General features: G+C 71.2%; 14 protein-coding genes. 8 read left to right on the top strand and 6 right to left on the bottom strand.

The window, feature by feature from the left end; all coding sequences use genetic code 11:
- Positions 1 to 28: 28 nt before the first annotated feature.
- Positions 29 to 1,579: an MFS transporter gene (locus BLQ62_RS21585; RefSeq protein WP_068564070.1), complete on the top strand. Its 1,551-nt coding sequence runs from the start codon at positions 29 to 31 to the stop codon at positions 1,577 to 1,579.
- 192 nt (positions 1,580 to 1,771) lie between these two features.
- Here the strand turns inward: BLQ62_RS21585 and BLQ62_RS21590 are convergent, their stop codons facing one another.
- The 3 genes from BLQ62_RS21590 to BLQ62_RS21600 all read right to left on the bottom strand — a co-directional run bounded on the left by BLQ62_RS21590 (position 1,772) and on the right by BLQ62_RS21600 (position 4,215).
- Positions 1,772 to 2,920, bottom strand: coding sequence for an alpha/beta hydrolase (locus BLQ62_RS21590; RefSeq protein ID WP_139184281.1), 1,149 nt, complete (start codon positions 2,918 to 2,920; stop codon positions 1,772 to 1,774).
- A 124-nt stretch (positions 2,921 to 3,044) separates the two neighbouring features.
- Positions 3,045 to 3,446: a GlcG/HbpS family heme-binding protein gene (locus BLQ62_RS21595; protein ID WP_068564065.1), complete on the bottom strand. Its 402-nt coding sequence runs from the start codon at positions 3,444 to 3,446 to the stop codon at positions 3,045 to 3,047.
- On the bottom strand, positions 3,439 to 4,215 hold the full coding sequence (locus BLQ62_RS21600; RefSeq protein ID WP_068564064.1) for an SDR family oxidoreductase: 777 nt from the start codon (positions 4,213 to 4,215) through the stop codon (positions 3,439 to 3,441). The genes BLQ62_RS21595 and BLQ62_RS21600 overlap by 8 nt, the downstream gene beginning before the upstream one ends.
- Positions 4,216 to 4,323: 108 nt before the next feature.
- On the opposite strand from BLQ62_RS21600, the gene BLQ62_RS21605 reads away from it, so the two are divergent.
- From BLQ62_RS21605 to BLQ62_RS21635, 7 genes are all read left to right on the top strand, one after another.
- A complete protein-coding gene (locus BLQ62_RS21605) occupies positions 4,324 to 4,884 on the top strand; it encodes a TetR/AcrR family transcriptional regulator (protein ID WP_068564657.1) in 561 nt (186 codons plus the stop codon).
- Positions 4,885 to 4,911: 27 nt separating this feature from the next.
- Entirely contained in the window at positions 4,912 to 5,682 is a 771-nt protein-coding gene (locus BLQ62_RS21610) for a deoxyribonuclease IV (RefSeq protein ID WP_068531025.1), read from the top strand.
- Entirely contained in the window at positions 5,679 to 6,392 is a 714-nt protein-coding gene (locus BLQ62_RS21615) for a class I SAM-dependent methyltransferase (RefSeq protein WP_068564062.1), read from the top strand. The genes BLQ62_RS21610 and BLQ62_RS21615 overlap by 4 nt, the downstream gene beginning before the upstream one ends.
- Before the next feature lie 115 nt (positions 6,393 to 6,507).
- On the top strand, positions 6,508 to 8,340 hold the full coding sequence (locus tag BLQ62_RS21620; protein ID WP_068531022.1) for an acyl-CoA dehydrogenase: 1,833 nt from the start codon (positions 6,508 to 6,510) through the stop codon (positions 8,338 to 8,340).
- Between the two features lie 166 nt (positions 8,341 to 8,506).
- A complete protein-coding gene (locus BLQ62_RS21625; RefSeq protein ID WP_068531018.1) occupies positions 8,507 to 9,175 on the top strand; it encodes a hypothetical protein in 669 nt (222 codons plus the stop codon).
- Positions 9,176 to 9,210: 35 nt separating this feature from the next.
- Positions 9,211 to 11,169 (top strand): YhgE/Pip domain-containing protein, encoded by a 1,959-nt coding sequence (locus tag BLQ62_RS21630; protein WP_068564655.1) that lies wholly within the window; start codon positions 9,211 to 9,213, stop codon positions 11,167 to 11,169.
- Positions 11,170 to 11,220: 51 nt separating this feature from the next.
- Positions 11,221 to 12,291 (top strand): acyltransferase family protein, encoded by a 1,071-nt coding sequence (locus tag BLQ62_RS21635; RefSeq protein ID WP_280138112.1) that lies wholly within the window; start codon positions 11,221 to 11,223, stop codon positions 12,289 to 12,291.
- Between the two features lie 560 nt (positions 12,292 to 12,851).
- Here BLQ62_RS21635 and BLQ62_RS21640 read toward each other — a convergent pair.
- From BLQ62_RS21640 to BLQ62_RS21650, 3 genes are all read right to left on the bottom strand, one after another.
- Complete coding sequence (locus tag BLQ62_RS21640; RefSeq protein WP_068564058.1) at positions 12,852 to 13,352, bottom strand: hypothetical protein; 501 nt, start codon at positions 13,350 to 13,352, stop codon at positions 12,852 to 12,854.
- Positions 13,349 to 13,771 (bottom strand): CoA-binding protein, encoded by a 423-nt coding sequence (locus BLQ62_RS21645; protein WP_068531011.1) that lies wholly within the window; start codon positions 13,769 to 13,771, stop codon positions 13,349 to 13,351. Before BLQ62_RS21645 ends, BLQ62_RS21640 begins: the two co-directional genes overlap by 4 nt.
- Before the next feature lie 85 nt (positions 13,772 to 13,856).
- Positions 13,857 to 15,140 (bottom strand): acetyl-CoA C-acetyltransferase, encoded by a 1,284-nt coding sequence (locus BLQ62_RS21650; protein ID WP_068531008.1) that lies wholly within the window; start codon positions 15,138 to 15,140, stop codon positions 13,857 to 13,859.
- Between the last annotated feature and the right edge of the window lie 56 nt (positions 15,141 to 15,196).

Here is a 15,196-nt window from a genome sequence, read left to right on the forward strand (position 1 = left end):
GAACCGACAACACCCCAGGAAGTGCGCCATGACCACCACACTCACCACCACGACCGCGTCGTCTGCGCGCGCCACGGTGCGCGACTGGGGTGCGCTCGCGGTCCTGATGCTGCCGGTCCTGCTGGTGTCGATCGACGGCACCGTCCTCGGCTTCGCACTGCCCTCGATCGCCGCGACGCTGGCTCCCACCGCCGCGGAACAGCTCTGGATCATCGACGTCTACCCGCTGGTGCTGGCCGGCCTGCTCGTCTCCATGGGCAGCCTCGGCGACCGGTGGGGCCGGCGTCGCCTGCTCCTGCTGGGCGCCACCGGCTTCGCCGCCATGTCGGTGGTCGCGGCGTACGCGCCCACCGCCGCCGCGCTCATCGCCGCCCGCGCGGGCCTCGGCTTCTTCGGCGCGATGCTGATGCCGTCGACGCTCTCGTTGCTGCGCAACATCTTCACCGATCCGCAGCAGCGGCGGCTCGCCATCGCGGTGTGGGCGTCCTGCTTCGCCGGCGGCGCCGCGCTCGGCCCCATCGTGGGCGGCTTCCTCCTGGAGCACTACTGGTGGGGCTCGGTCTTCCTCATGGCCGTGCCGGTGCTGATCCCGCTGCTGATCCTGGCGCCGATCTTCGTGCCCGAGTCGCGCGACCCGAACCCCGGCCGCATCGATCCGGTCTCGATCGTGCTCTCGCTGCTCGCGCTCACCCCGATCGTCTACGCCGTGAAGACCCTCGCCAAGGGCGGCGACCCCGCCGTCGTCGCGGGCGCGCTGGCCGTCGGCGTCACGGCGACGGTGCTGTTCCTGCGCCGCCAGCTGCAGCGCCCGGACCCGATGCTCGACGTGCGCCTGTTCGCGGACCGTCGCTTCTCCGGCGCCGTCGCCGTGAACCTGCTCAGCGTGTTCTCGCTGGTCGGATTCATGTTCTTCGTCTCGCAGCATCTGCAGCTGGTGGTGGGGATGAGCCCGATGGACGCCGGATGGGCGCTGGTCCCGGGGCTGATCACGATGATGGTCGCCGGCCTGTACGTGGTGCGGGTCGTGCGGTGGGTCGCACCGTCGACCGTGGTGGTGGGAGGCATGCTCGTCGCCGCCGCCGCGTACGCCGTGGTGACGGCCTTCGCCTCCCCCGAGTCGACCCTCGCGGTGCTCGTCGCCTTCGCGATGCTCGGCGTGGGCATCGGTGCGGCCGAGACGCTCTCGAACGACCTGGTCGTCTCGTCCGTCCCCGCGGAGAAGGCGGGCGCGGCCTCGGCCGTCTCCGAGACCGCCTACGAGCTGGGCTCGGTGCTCGGCACGGCCGTCCTGGGCTCCATCCTGGCCGGCGCCTACGCCGTGAAGCTCGCGCTGCCCGCCGGGCTCAGCGGCGCGCAGGCCGAAGCGGCGTCCGAGACGCTGGCCGGCGCTCACCACATCGCGACGGAGCTGCCCGCCGAGTCGGCGGACGCCCTGATCCGGGCCGCCGGTCAGGCGTTCGACGCCGGTGTTTCGGTGACCTCCGCGATCGGCGTGGTGCTGATGCTGTCCGCCGCCTGGATCGCGCACCGCACGCTGCGGGCGCCCTCCTCGTCGGCCTCGACGACCGCCGCGCAGTAGTCCCGCAGCCGCTGCGCCGCGGCGCTCGCCGCCTCCGCATGGCCGGCGAGCGTCGCGGCCGCACGCTCGGCGAAGGCGCGCACCGCGGGCGGACCGGTCGTCGCGCGCCACCGCTCCGCCAGTGCGGCGAACCCGTCGGCGGCCGCTTCCCATTCCGCGGCGACGCGCGCCAGTTCCGCGGGGTCCACCGCGTCATCGGTCATGTCCGCCTCCTCCTGTGAGGATCGCGGCGAACGCGACCAGCGCCCGCGAGCCCTCGTCGAAGTACCCCGAGTGCGCCGCGGGCCCGAGGGGCGTGGCGCCCTCGGCGTCGATCGGCAGTGCCCCGAACGACGATGCCGCCGGGTCGGTTCCGAGTCCCAGTTCCACGCCGAGCAGGCGGCGCAGGGCCTGCCCCGCGCCGTCGGTCGCGGCGACGCGCGGGATCGGATCGTCGGAATCGCGCGCGACGTGGACCGGGACGCCCAACTCCGCGGCGGACCGCACCGGGCCGGCGCCGGGCGAACCCAGCAGCACCACCGCATCGACGACGCCGGCCAGCGCTCCGCCCGCGCCCGCGGTGGCCACCGTCGTGGCGCCGTAACTGTGCCCGAAGAGCACGACCCGCGGGTCGTCGGGCCGCATCCGCGCAAGGTCGGCGAGATCGGCCCGCAGCTCGGCGGCGCCCCGTCGGGCATGCTCTCCGGTGAGGACCTGCGCGGCCGACATCCGGCCCGACGGTGCGTCGTACCCGATCCACGCGAGCGTTGCGGTCGGGGTCATCGGGTCCGCACGTCGCGCGGCGACCTGCAGGTTCGCGGCGCTGCGGGTGACCGCCGAGATCGAGGCTGCGGTGGTTCCCATGCCCGGGACCACGACGCCGATGTTGCGCGCGGCATCGAGATCGCCGAGGGCGACGACCACCGCACCGTCGCCCCCGAACGCGTCCGGGTCGTACTCGACGAGCTGGACCGTCTCGCCGCCGCGACCCAGTTCGCGCAGGCGCGCATCGATCGTCTCGAGCATGCGCAGCCTGGGCCCGGGCGGCGTGGCTCGCAGGTCGGCGGCGAGGCGCGCGCGGTTCTCCCGATCCCGCTGCGCCGCCGACTTCGAGCGCGCCGGCTGCCTCACCGGGGTCGACAGGATGGACGCCTGGGCCCGCGCGCCGGCGAGCGGGACGGCGGCGGGAAGGTCTATCGCGGCGAGGCGCGCGGCGAGATCACCACCGCCACCACTGATCTCGACCGCGGCGCGTTCGAGGGCGACGTCCAGCTCCTCGGCCGCGCGGGCCTCGCGGCCCGCCCACCGCTCGTACGCGTCGGCGGGTTCGCCCCGCCACGTCGCCACCCGCGTGACCATCATGGCCACACGGTAGGACGCGACCACTCCCCGGAACCCGGCGCCGCGGCCCCGCACGGCCGATCCATCCACAGGACCGCGGTCCTCCACAGGGCCCTCGAGGCCGCGCCCCTGCGGACGGACGGCGTCAGTCCCCGCGCGCCGCGCGGGCCAGCGCCGCGTCCTGCTCCGGCGTGCCGCCCGAAACGCCGAGGCCGCCGATCAGGCCTCCCGCCTCGTCGACGAGGGGAACGCCGCCGCCCATGAGCAACAGGCCGCCGCGCGCGACGTGATCGAAGTGCGGGTAGGCCTGTCCGACTGCGACCGGGGAGGCGAGATCCTCACTGGGCATGCGGAACATGACGGCGGTGCGCGCCTTGGCGACGGCGAGGTCGTTCGACGCCAGCCAGGCGTCGTCCATCCGCTCGAAGGCGACGGGGTTCGCCCCGCGGTCGAGCACCGAGAAGACGGCGTTCAGCCCCATCTCCGCGGCCCGCGCTCGACCCCGGTCGATGATCTGCCGGGCGGTGTCCAGGGTGATCTCAGGCATGCTGCGTCCACTCCGTCTCCTGCCACTGCTTCGCCGCGGCGACCGTCTCCGCCGGCCGCATGGTGCGATACAGGTGGTCCTCGGCGGGGATGATCTCGACCATCGCGTCGATCATCTCCTGCGGATCGGCCTGATCGGCGAGGCTGTCGCCGAAGTCGGGCATCGGGACCACGGCGGTCTCGGGGTCGTACCACTGGACGTAGCTCTCGGCGCCGGTGTCGTTGAAGCCGGTGCCGAAGACGCCCGGGTTCACGGTGGCGACCTTGACGCCAAGAGGCTCGAGCTCCGCCTTCATCGACCCGGCGATCGCCTCGATGGCGTGCTTGGTCGCGCAGTACACGCCGAGGAACGGGACCACGAGGATGCCGCCCATCGAGGAGGTCCAGACGACCTTGCCGGAGCCGCGGCGCACCATCTTCGGCACGATGCTCTGCACCAGCTCCATGTGGCCGAAGACGTTGATCTCGAAGGATTCCCGCGCCCGCTGGAGCGGGACGTCCACGATGGATCCGCCCTCCATCACGCCGGCGTTGAGGACGAGGACATCGGGATCGTAGGAGCCCGCGTGGGCGAGGTCGATCTCGTCGAGCAGGTTGAGCTTGATGACCTCGAGCCGCACGCCGGCGGCTTCGGCGTCCGCGCGCAGCGAGCGGACCTGCGGCCAGGTCTCCGCGGCCGCGACGACCTCGTGCCCCTGCCGCGCGAGTTCGAGTGCGGTTCCGCGACCGAACCCGGAGCTCGCTCCGGTGATGAGTATGCGCTGTGCCACGATCTCTCCTTCTCTAACTGGTTGGTTACCTATGGGTCGAGAGTGCCATTGCAGAACAGCGATGTCAATAACTAGTTAGTTACCTTGTGGGCGAGTAGTGTGCCCCGCGTGCCACCCGACTCCTCCGACACCAAGCGACGCATCTTGGCCGCGGCTCACACCGAGTTCGCGGCCAACGGGCTGGCCGGTGCCCGCGTGGACCGGATCGCGGAGTCGGCCGGCGCCAACAAGCGGTCGATCTACGTCCACTTCGGCCCCAAGGAGGAGCTCTTCGACCTCGTCGTGGGTCGCGCTCTGCAGGACATGGCGGACGCCGTGCCGCTCACCCCGGACGATCTCCCCGCCTACGCAGGGGCGCACTTCGACTACCTCAGTGCCCACCCGGACGTCCTGCGCCTGACCACCTGGTCGCGCCTCGAGCGGCCCGGCGCGGCACCGTCGGAGCAGGACGCCTACGCCCCGAAGATCGACGCACTGCGCACGCTCTACGGCACCGCGGCCGTCGACCTACTCGCGCTCGTCCTCGGGCTGATCACCGCATGGCAGAACGCCTCGCCCGCCCTGCGCGCCCTCGCCGACGACGAGGCCGCGGCGCGCCTGGGCGATCACCGGGAGGCACTCGTCGCCGCCGTCCGCGCCACCGTCGACGCCGCGACCACGCAGCGCTGACACCCGGCGGACGCCTAAGCTGGGCGCATGCGCATCGGTGCCCACGTCCGCAGTGACACCCACCCCGTCGAGACGGCTGAACAGCTGGGGGTGGACGTGATCCAGATGTTCGTCTCGGACCCGCAGGGCTGGAAGAAGCCGGAGCCGCACCCGCAGACGCAGGCGCTCAAGGACTCGCCGCTCGAGATCGTGGTGCACTCGGCGTACGTCATCAACGTCGCGAGCCTGAACAACCGCCTCCGCATGCCCAGCCGCAAGGCCGTCGAGCAGCAGGCGGCAGCGGCCGCCGACCTCGGGGCCTTCGGGCTCGTCGTGCACGGCGGGCACCTGCGCGACGGCGAGGACCTGCAGGCGGGGATCGACAACTGGCGCAAGCTCTTCACGCGCCAGGAGGACAAGGGCGGCTTCGGCGTGCCGATCCTCATCGAGAACACCGCGGGCGGCGACGGGGCGATCGCGCGGCAGCTGGAGACCATCGATCGGCTGTGGGACGCGGTCGGCGACCAGGGCGCCGGCTTCTGCCTCGACACCTGCCACGCCTGGGCGGGCGGCGAGGAGCTGATGGGCATCGTCGAGCGGGTCAAGGCGATCACCGGCCGCATCGACCTGGTGCACCTGAACAACTCCCGCGACGAGTTCGACTCGGCCCGCGACCGACACGCCAACCTCCAGGACGGCACCATCGACCCCGATCTGCTGGCCGACGTGGCTCGCGCCGCCGGGGCGCCGATCATCCTCGAGACCCCGTCCGAGGGACTCGCCGACGACGTGGCCTACCTCAAGGAGGCACTGCTGTGAGCACGCCCGACGCCACCCCGGACGGGATCGACCGGACGGATCAGGAGCGCGAGGCCGGCGCGATCGGCCCGCTCTCCCCCGCCGAGCTCGCGCACGGGGAGAAGCAGTTGCGCGGCGCGAAGCAGTGGGACGACCGCTACCGCGCCACCGAGCTGGTGTGGGGCACTCCGCCCGACCCGTGGATCGTCGAACAGGTGACGGTGCTCCCGCCCGGACGCGCGCTGGACGTGGGCGCCGGCGAGGGGCGGCACGCGCTGTGGCTCGCGACCCGCGCCTGGGACGTCACCGCGATCGACTACTCGCGCGTCGGCCTGGACAAGGCGGCCACCGTCGCGGCCCGCTCGCCGCGCACCGTCCGGGCCCGGCTGCACTGGACGCCGTTGGACGTCACCGTCGACGAGATCCCCGACCAGCCCTACGACCTGGCCGTCTGGGCATACCTGCATCCCGATCCGGAGGACCGGGCGGCGGCGATCGCCAAGGTCGCGCACGCGCTCGCGCCCGGTGGGCTGCTCCTCCTGCTCGCGCACGAGAAGGCGGACTCCCACCCGGGCCTGCCGACGTTCGGTGCGGCGGAGCTCTCGGCGGCCCTCCCCGAGGACATGGTGGTGGAGCACGTGGAATGGCGCGAGAGTGATCCGTACCACGGCACGGGTACTGACCTGGCCGTTCGCGCACGTCGCAGGCGTAATGAGGCGCTCGCGCCGTAGGAGTGCTTGCACTTGTTCGCACGCCTCGGGCGCGATATCCTGTCCATATTACCGAGCGGTAACTTACCGACAGGTAACAGTCCGACAGCCTGATCTGAGAAGGTGGAACAGCCCCATGGGCCATTACAAGAGCAACGTCCGCGACATCGAGTTCAACCTCTTCGAGGATCTCGGTGTCGGCGAGGTGCTGGCTTCCGGTGCGTACGGCGACCTCGACGAGGACACCGCCAAGGAAATGCTGCGCGAGGCGGCCCGTCAGGCCGAGGGCCCCATCGCCGAGTCCTTCGCCGAGGCCGACCGCAACCCGCCGGTCTTCGACCCGAACACCCACGAGGTGAAGATCAACGAGGCCTTCAAGAAGTCGCAGGCGCAGTTCGCCGACGGCGGCTGGGCCTACCTGGGCCTCAACGACGAGCTCGGCGGCACCGACGTGCCCCGCTCGCTGTACTGGGGCATCGGCGAGATGTTCCTCGGCGCCAACCCCCCGATCTTCATGTTCGCCGCGGGCCCCGGCTTCGCGCAGATCCTCTTCGACGAGGGCACCGACGAGCAGAAGAAGTGGGCGAAGATCGCCGCCGAGCGCAACTGGAACGCCACCATGGTGCTCACCGAGCCGGACGCCGGCTCGGACGTGGGCGCCGGCCGCACCAAGGCCATCAAGCAGGAGGACGGCTCCTGGCACATCGAGGGTGTGAAGCGCTTCATCACCTCGGCGGTCATGGACGGCATGTTCGAGTCCACCTTCCACCTCGTGCTCGCCCGCCCCGAGGGCGGCGCGCCCGGCACCAAGGGCCTGGGCCTGTACTTCGTGCCGAAGCACCACTTCGACGAGGAGGGCAACCTCGGCGAGGAGAACGGCGTCTACGTCACCGGCGTCGAGCACAAGATGGGCATCAAGACCTCCACCACCTGTGAGGTCACCTTCGGCGGCCACGGCAAGCCCGCCAAGGGCTGGCTCGTGGGCGAGGAGATCAAGGGCATCGCGCAGATGTTCAAGGTCATCGAGCACGCCCGCATGATGGTCGGCACCAAGGCCATCGGCACCCTCTCGACCGGCTACCTCAACGCGCTCGACTACGCCAAGCAGCGCGTCCAGGGTGCCGACCTGACCCAGATGGCCGACAAGACCGCGCCGCGCGTGACCATCACGCACCACCCGGACGTGCGCCGCTCGCTGCTCACGCAGAAGGCGTACGCCGAGGGCCTGCGCGCCGTGTACCTCTACACCGCCGCGCACCAGGACGTCCGCACCGCGACCCCGGTCTCCGGTGCCGACGAGGAGATGGCGTTCAAGGTCAACGACCTGCTGCTCCCGATCGTCAAGGGCGTCGGCTCCGAGCGCGCGTTCACGCTGCTCGGCACCGAGTCGCTGCAGACCTTCGGCGGCTCCGGCTTCCTGCAGGACTACCCGATCGAGCAGTACGTCCGCGACTCGAAGATCGACTCGCTGTACGAGGGCACCACCGCCATCCAGGCGCAGGACTTCTTCTTCCGCAAGATCCTCCGCGACCGTGGCGCCGCGCTCGGCCACGTCGCCGGCCAGATCACCGCGTTCATCGAGGCCAACGCCGGCGGTGCCTTCTCCGCCGACATCGCCCTGCTCAAGACCGCCGCCGAGGACGTTCAGGCCATGGCCGCCACGCTCACCGGTTTCGCGCTCGCCTCGCAGCAGGAGCCCAAGGAGCTGTACAAGGTGGGCCTCGGCTCGGTGCGCTTCCTCATGGCCTTCGGCGACCTGATGATCGGCTGGCGCCTGCTGCACCAGGCCGTCATCGCGCAGGCCAAGCTCGACGGTGGCGCCTCGGGCGCCGACAAGTCCTTCTACGAGGGCAAGGTCGGCGTCGCGAAGTTCTTCGCCGCGAACGTGCTGCCGCAGCTCACCGGCACCAAGGACATCATCGCCGCGATCGACAACCAGGCGATGGACCTCGACGAGGCCGCGTTCTGATCGTCGCCTCGTAGCAACGAGCACCCCGAGGGCGCTCCGACCACCGGTCGGGGCGCCCTCGCCCGTTCTCGGGCCCGACGGTGCGCCCGACGTGCGCGCCGCACCGTCGGGCCACCACCGTAGGATTGCTACCGACCTGCGCCGACGACCCTCCGGAGTGCCCCGCATGGACGATGACCAGCCGAACGACGTGCAGCTCGCGGCGGTGAACCTCGGCGTCGACGGGGAGCACGGCCCGCTGTTCCGGGGCATCGACCTGGAGATCGGCCCCGGCCTGCACGCGGTGCAGATGCCCGCCGGACGCGACCAGGACGCGCTGCTGCTCACCCTGGCCGGGCGGCTCAAGCCCAGCCACGGCACCGTCGAGGCGCTGGGCGCGAGCACCCCGGGCGCGATCCGGCGCAAGTGCGCCATCGCCGCCTTCGAGGACATCGACGAGCTGGACGAGTCCGTCACCGTCGAGACCGTGCTCGCCGAGCAGCGCCGCTGGCTCGCCCCGTGGTACTCGATGGTGCCGCTGAGCGCCGGCAGCCTCGAGATGGACCAGGTCTTCGGAGACCTCGAGCGCCCCGGACCGAAGACGCGCATCGTCGAACTGAGCGACCTGCAGCTGTTCCTGCTCCGCATCACCCTGGCCCTGCTGGGCAACCGCCCGATCCTCGTCGTCGGCGACCTCGAGCAGGTCCGCGACAACCCCGGCCGCGCCGACGCCGTGCAGCGGCTCGGCGCGATCGCCACCCGCTACACCGTGATCGTCGGGGTCACCAACCCCCTCGGCGGCACCGCACCGCAGCACACGCTGCACGATCGTCGCGCCCTGACCCGGAAGGACTGATTCTCATGTCCGAGAAGAAGAGCCGTCTCGTTCCCATCGCCGCGGGCCTCGCCTTCGGCTCCGAGATCAAGCGCTTCGGGCGCAGCCGTCTCACCCGGGCCGCGATCGTCGTGCTGATGCTGCTGCCGCTCGTCTACGGCGCGCTGTACCTGTGGGCGTTCTGGGACCCCTTCGGCAACGTCAACAAGATGCCCGTCGCGCTGGTCAACGCCGACAAGGGCACCGAGGTCAAGGGCCAGAAGATCAACGCGGGCGCCGAGGTGGAGAAGTCCCTCGCCGACGACAAGAGCCTCGACTGGCACATCGTCTCCCCCGCGCAGGCGCAGCAGGGCGTCAAGGACGGCACCTACTACTTCATGCTCGAGCTGCCGGAGAACTTCTCCTCCGCCATCGCCTCGCCCATGACCGGCAAGCCCGAGAAGGCGGAGCTGCGGGCCGTCTACAACGACGCCAACAACTACATCAGCTCCACCATCGGCCAGACCGCCATGTCGCAGGTGCTCAACGCCGTCTCCACCCGCATCTCCGGGCAGGCCGTCAACCAGGTGCTCTCGATGATGATCACCGCCGGGTCCGGGATCGAGCAGGCCGCCGACGGGGCGGGCAAGCTCCACGACGGCCTGGTCACCGCGAACGACGGTGCCGCCCAGCTCGCCTCCGGCCTCGGGACCGCGAAGACCGGCTCGGCGCAGCTGCGCGCCGGCTCGCAGAAACTCTCGGACGGGATCACCCAGGCCACCGATCCCCTGCTCGCCGTGACCAAGGCGCTGTCCGGGCTCGGCGGGAACACCGCGCAGATCCAGCAGAGCGCCGCCGCGCTCGCGGACGCCGCCGACAAGGCGGGCGTGTTCATCAAGACCCAGGACGCCACCCTGGCCGGCATCGACGCCGCGATCAGGCAGCTGACCGCCAGCCCGGATCCGGTGGCGCGGCAGGCCGCGGACGGGCTGCGCGCCGTGCGGGCGCAGCTGGCGCAGTCCTCCGTTCCTGTCGCCGCCAAGCAGCAGGTCGTCGCGGCCTCCGACGCCGCCGCCGTGTTCACCGAGCAGTTGCGCACCCCCGGCAGCCCGCTCGCGGTCCTGCTCGGCAAGGTGGGCGACACCGGCGACGATCTGACCGCCAAGCTCACCGAACTCCGTTCCGGTGCGCAGCAACTCGCGGCCGGCAACGCCACCCTCGACGACGGCATCACCCAGCTCTCCGACGGTGCGACCAAGCTCTCCGCCGGCACCGTCGCGCTGCGCGACGGCAGCCAGGAGCTGGCGACCAAGCTGCGCGAGGGCGCGGGCGCGGTCCCCAAGTGGTCGCCCGAGCAGACCAGCGCGGTGGCCTCGACCATCGGCGGGCCCGTCTCGCTGGACGCGCAGCACGAGAACCGCGCGCCGAACTTCGGCACCGGCATGGCGCCGTTCTTCCTCACCCTGGCGCTGTTCTTCGGCGCGCTGGTGCTGTGGATGGTCTTCCGTCCGCTGCAGAACCGCGCCATCGCCGCCGAGGTGCTGGCGATCCGCGTGGTGATGGCCAGCTACCTGCCGGCCGCCGCGATCGGCCTGTTCCAGGCGGTGATCCTGTACTGCGTGGTGCGCTTCGGCCTCGGGCTCGAGGTCGCGCATCCGGTGGCGATGATCTTCTTCATGATGGGCGTCTCACTCGCCTTCATCGCGTTCACCCAGGCCGTGAACGCCCTCGTCGGCCCGGCGGTGGGACGCGTGCTGATCATGGCGCTGCTGATGCTGCAGTTGGTCAGTTCCGGCGGCATGTATCCGGTGGAGACCACCGCCAGACCCTTCCAGGTGCTGCACAAGTACGACCCGATGACCTACGGCGTCAACGGCCTGCGGCAGTTGATCCTGGGCGGCATCGACCACCGGCTCTGGGTCGCGATCGGGGTGCTGTTGTTCATCTGGGTCGCCTCGATCACGGTCTCCTGCCTCTCCGCGAGACGGAACCGGCTGTGGAACCTCGACCGGCTCCTCCCCGCGATCAAGATCTGAGCCGTCATCGAGTCCGCTCCCCGCTCCTCGCACGTCCCCGCGCTCACCGGCCTGCGGGCGCTCGCCGCGTTCGGCGTGTGCGTCACGCACGCCGCGTTCTGGGGCGGTGACTTCACACCCGACGCCGTGGGCGCCGCCTACGCGCGCCTGGAGACCGCGGTGCCGGTGTTCTTCGCACTCTCCGGCTTCCTCCTGGTGCGGCCGTGGGTGCGGGCACGAGCGCAGGGCGGTGCGGGCACCGGGCCGGCGGTGCGGCCGGACGTGCGGCGGTACTTCGTCGCACGGGCGTGGCGGATCCTGCCCGCCTATTGGACGGTGGTCACCGTCGTCTACGTGATCTACGTGTGGCGGCCCGACCTGTCCTCGCACGGGCACGGCTGGGTCGCGTACCTGCGACACCTGACGTTCACCCAGATCTACGGCGTGGGCGCGGTGCACACCGGACTGACGCAGATGTGGAGCATGTGCGTCGAGGTGGCCTTCTACCTGGTGCTGCCGCTGCTGGGGCTGTGGCTGCTGCGCGCGCGTCGCGCATGGATCGTCCCCGTGTCCATGGTGGCGCTGTCGGTGGGCTGGCTGGTGCTGGTGACCGCGACGGAGGTCTTCGGGAAGACGGCGCGATCCTGGCCGCCGGGCTTCGCGGCGGCGTTCGCGGCGGGGATCGCGGTGGCGCTGCTCGTCGACCGCGTGCGGCTGCCGCGATGGCCCCTGGTGCTCGCGGCGGCGGTGGCCTACGGCGTGCTGCTCACGCCGCTCGCCGGGCCGATCGACCTGCGGCTGCCGACGCCGGCACAGGGGGTGACGAAGTTCCTGCTGGAGGCGCTGATCGGCGGACTGCTGGTGGCGGCGTTCGCGACCGGACCGTCGCGCGTGCTGGGCTCGCGGCCGATGGTCTGGCTCGGCGCGATCAGCTACGAGTTCTTCCTGATCCACGTCATGGTCATGGAGGTGGTGGTGCTCGACCTGTTCGGATGGTCGCTCTTCACCGGCTCCACCTGGCCGATCGTCGCGCTGACCACCGTGATCACGGTCGTGCTGTCGTGGGGGCTGCACGTCGCCGTGGAGCGGTTGCGGGCCGCGGTGCCGCGACGGCCCGTCGTTCGCGCGGGCCGGGCGGGGTAGGCGGGGCTGGGCTGGGCTGGGCTGGGCTGGGGCACCGTAGTGCTTCACGAGAGCCATGCGCGCCACGCATGGCTAGCAACGTCGCAGTTCAAAGGCATTTTCTGCCGTCGTAGCCATGCACCGCACGCATACCCGGGACTACTGCGTATCCGAAATTCTCATCCAGCGACCCGGCGCGGCGATATGTGCCGGGCCGGCCACCAGGATGAGAAATCGTGACGGCCAGGCCGCCTGGCGGAACGGATCACGTAGCCCGCCGGGCAGCCACGCCGAGGGTCGCCGGGTCGCCGGGTCGCCGGGTCGCCGGGTCGCCGGGTCGCCGGGTCGCCGGGTCGCCGGGTCGCCGGGTCGCCGGGTCGCCGGGTCGCCGGGCTCAGGGTATGCGAGAAACGCATAGCCGTGGCGCCGAAAAACAGCGTCTACCTGCATTCTTCGGGGTATGCGTGGCGCGCATAGCTGTTCCGAACGACTATCCACCGAGCGCCCGCACCCTCCGGTCCGGCCCACGGTCCAGCCCCCCCCAGCGGGCCGGCACAGTTGTCCAGCCCCAGCGGGCAGGCTCAGCGGCGCAGGGTCGCCGCGACACCGTCGATGAGCGGGCGTCGCTGCGCGGAGGGGGCGTCCCAGAGCTTGCCGGTGAGCCCCTCCAGCGCCGCGACCTTGGGATCGAGCTCGCCGAGCGCCTTCGTGCGCTCCTCCCCCGTGAGCTGCGCCGCGGCGATGATCGCATCGTCGAGCTCGAAGACGGCGTCGTCGAGCTCGGCGAGGTCGGACTCGGGGCCGTTGATCGCGGAGTCGGCGGGCGGCGGCACCGCGGGGGCGAAGGCGCCGCGGTGCACGTCGGCGATCGCGTACCGCGTGCGCTGATGCAGGAGCGCCTCGGTAGAGGTGGCGGTCGCCCACTCGGCGGGCGCGCGCCCCGGCCGGCCGGGGATCAGATCGGTGGAGTTGGCGAAGTCCTTGATGCGCTTGTTGGAATCGCGCAGGAACCACACCACGCCGGCCAGCACGAGCACGGCCACCACCGCGACCGCCACGACGATGACGACTCCGACGCTCATGCGCTCCTCCGGGTGATCCCGGTGCGGCGCTGCTCGATGATCAGGCAGCGGTCCTCGACGTAGAGCAGGCCGGCGGACTCCGCGATCTCGCGGGCCTCCGCCGAGCGGATCCCCAACTGCAGCCACAGCGCCGTCGCCCCGGCGGCCACGGCCTGCCGGGCGATCTCGGGCGTCTGCTCCGACGGGCGGAAGACGTCGACGAGTCCCACCTGCTCCGGGACCTCCGCCAGCGAGCGGTGCACCCGCTCGCCGAGGATCTCGTCGGCACGGGGGTTGACGGGGATGATCCGCCAGCCGTGGTGCTGCATGTAGGCGGGCACGTCGTTCGCCGCCTTCGCCGGATCGGCACTGGCCCCGACCACCGTGATGGTGTCGTACTCGCGCAGGATCCGCTCGATCGTCTCGTCCGTGCCGGTCATGCCCTCAGTGTAGGCCGGGCCGCAACGGGATCGGGCCGTCCCGGTGCTCGCGAGAGCACCCGGACGGCCCGAGAAGCGCGAGGGATCAGCCCTCGATGATGGCGGTGATGCCCTGACCGCCGGCGGCGCAGATCGAGATCAGCGCGCGACCGCCGCCGTTCTCGTGGATCTGCTTCGCGGCGGAGGCCACGATGCGGCCGCCGGTCGCGGCGAACGGGTGGCCGGCCGCCAGCGACGAGCCGTTGACGTTGAGCTTGCTGCGGTCGATCGAGCCGAGCGGCGTGTCCAGGCCCAGGCGGTCCTTGCAGTACTCGGGCGACTCCCAGGCCTGCAGCGTCGCGAGGACGACGGAGGCGAAGGCCTCGTGGATCTCGTAGTAGTCGAAGTCCTGCAGCGTGAGACCGTTGCGCGCCAGCAGCTTCGGCACCGCGTAGGTCGGCGCCATGAGCAGGCCGTCCTTGCCTCCGACGTAGTCCACGGCCGAGTACTCGACGTCCTTGAGGTAGGCGAGCACCGGCAGGCCGCGCTCCTTGGCCCACTCGTCGCTCGAGAGCAGCACCGTCGACGCGCCGTCGGTGAGCGGGGTGGAGTTGCCGGCCGTCATCGTCGCGTCGCCCAGCGAGACGCCGAAGACCGGCTTGAGGGTGGCGAGCTTCTCCACGGAGCTGTTCGGGCGCAGGTTGTCGTCGCGGGTCAGGCCGAGGTACGGGGTGATCAGGTCCTCGAAGAAGCCGCGGTCGTAGGCGGCCGCCATGTTCGTGTGGCTGAGGTAGGCCAGCTCGTCCTGCTCCGCGCGGGAGACGCCCATCTCCTTGGCCGTGATGGCGGCGTGCTCGCCCATCGACATGCCGGTGCGGGGCTCGCCGTTGCGCGGGATGTCGATGCCGAGGTTGGCGGGGAGCTTGCCCACCAGCTTGAGGCGGTCGACGGTGCTCGACGCGCGGTTGAGCTCGAGCATCACCTTGCGCATGCCCTCGGACACGCCGATGGGGGCGTCGGAGGTGGTGTCGACGCCGCCGCCGATGGCCGCCTCGTAACGGCCGAGCTGGATGCCCTGGGCCGCGGCGTTGATCGCCTGCAGGCCGGTGGCGCAGGCCTGCTGCACGTCGAACGCCGGGGTGTACGGGCTCAGGGGGCTGCCGAGCACCGACTCGCGGATCAGGTTGAAGTCGCGGCTGTGCTTGAGCACGGCGCCGCCGACGACGGTGCCGAGCTGCTCGCCCTGCAGGTTGAAGCGGCTCACGAGACCATTGAGCGCAGCGGTGAACATGTCCTGGTTGCTGGCCTTCGCGTACGCACGGTCCGAACGCGCGAAGGGGATCCGGTTGCCGCCGAGGATCGCGACCGGGCGGGTTTCGATGTTTGCCACGGGTTTCTCCCAGTGATCGAGGGTTGCTACTACCGAGTATTCTTACTCTGGAGTAA

The sequence above is a fragment of the Tsukamurella pulmonis genome (assembly GCF_900103175.1).
Taxonomy (GTDB): domain Bacteria; phylum Actinomycetota; class Actinomycetes; order Mycobacteriales; family Mycobacteriaceae; genus Tsukamurella; species Tsukamurella pulmonis.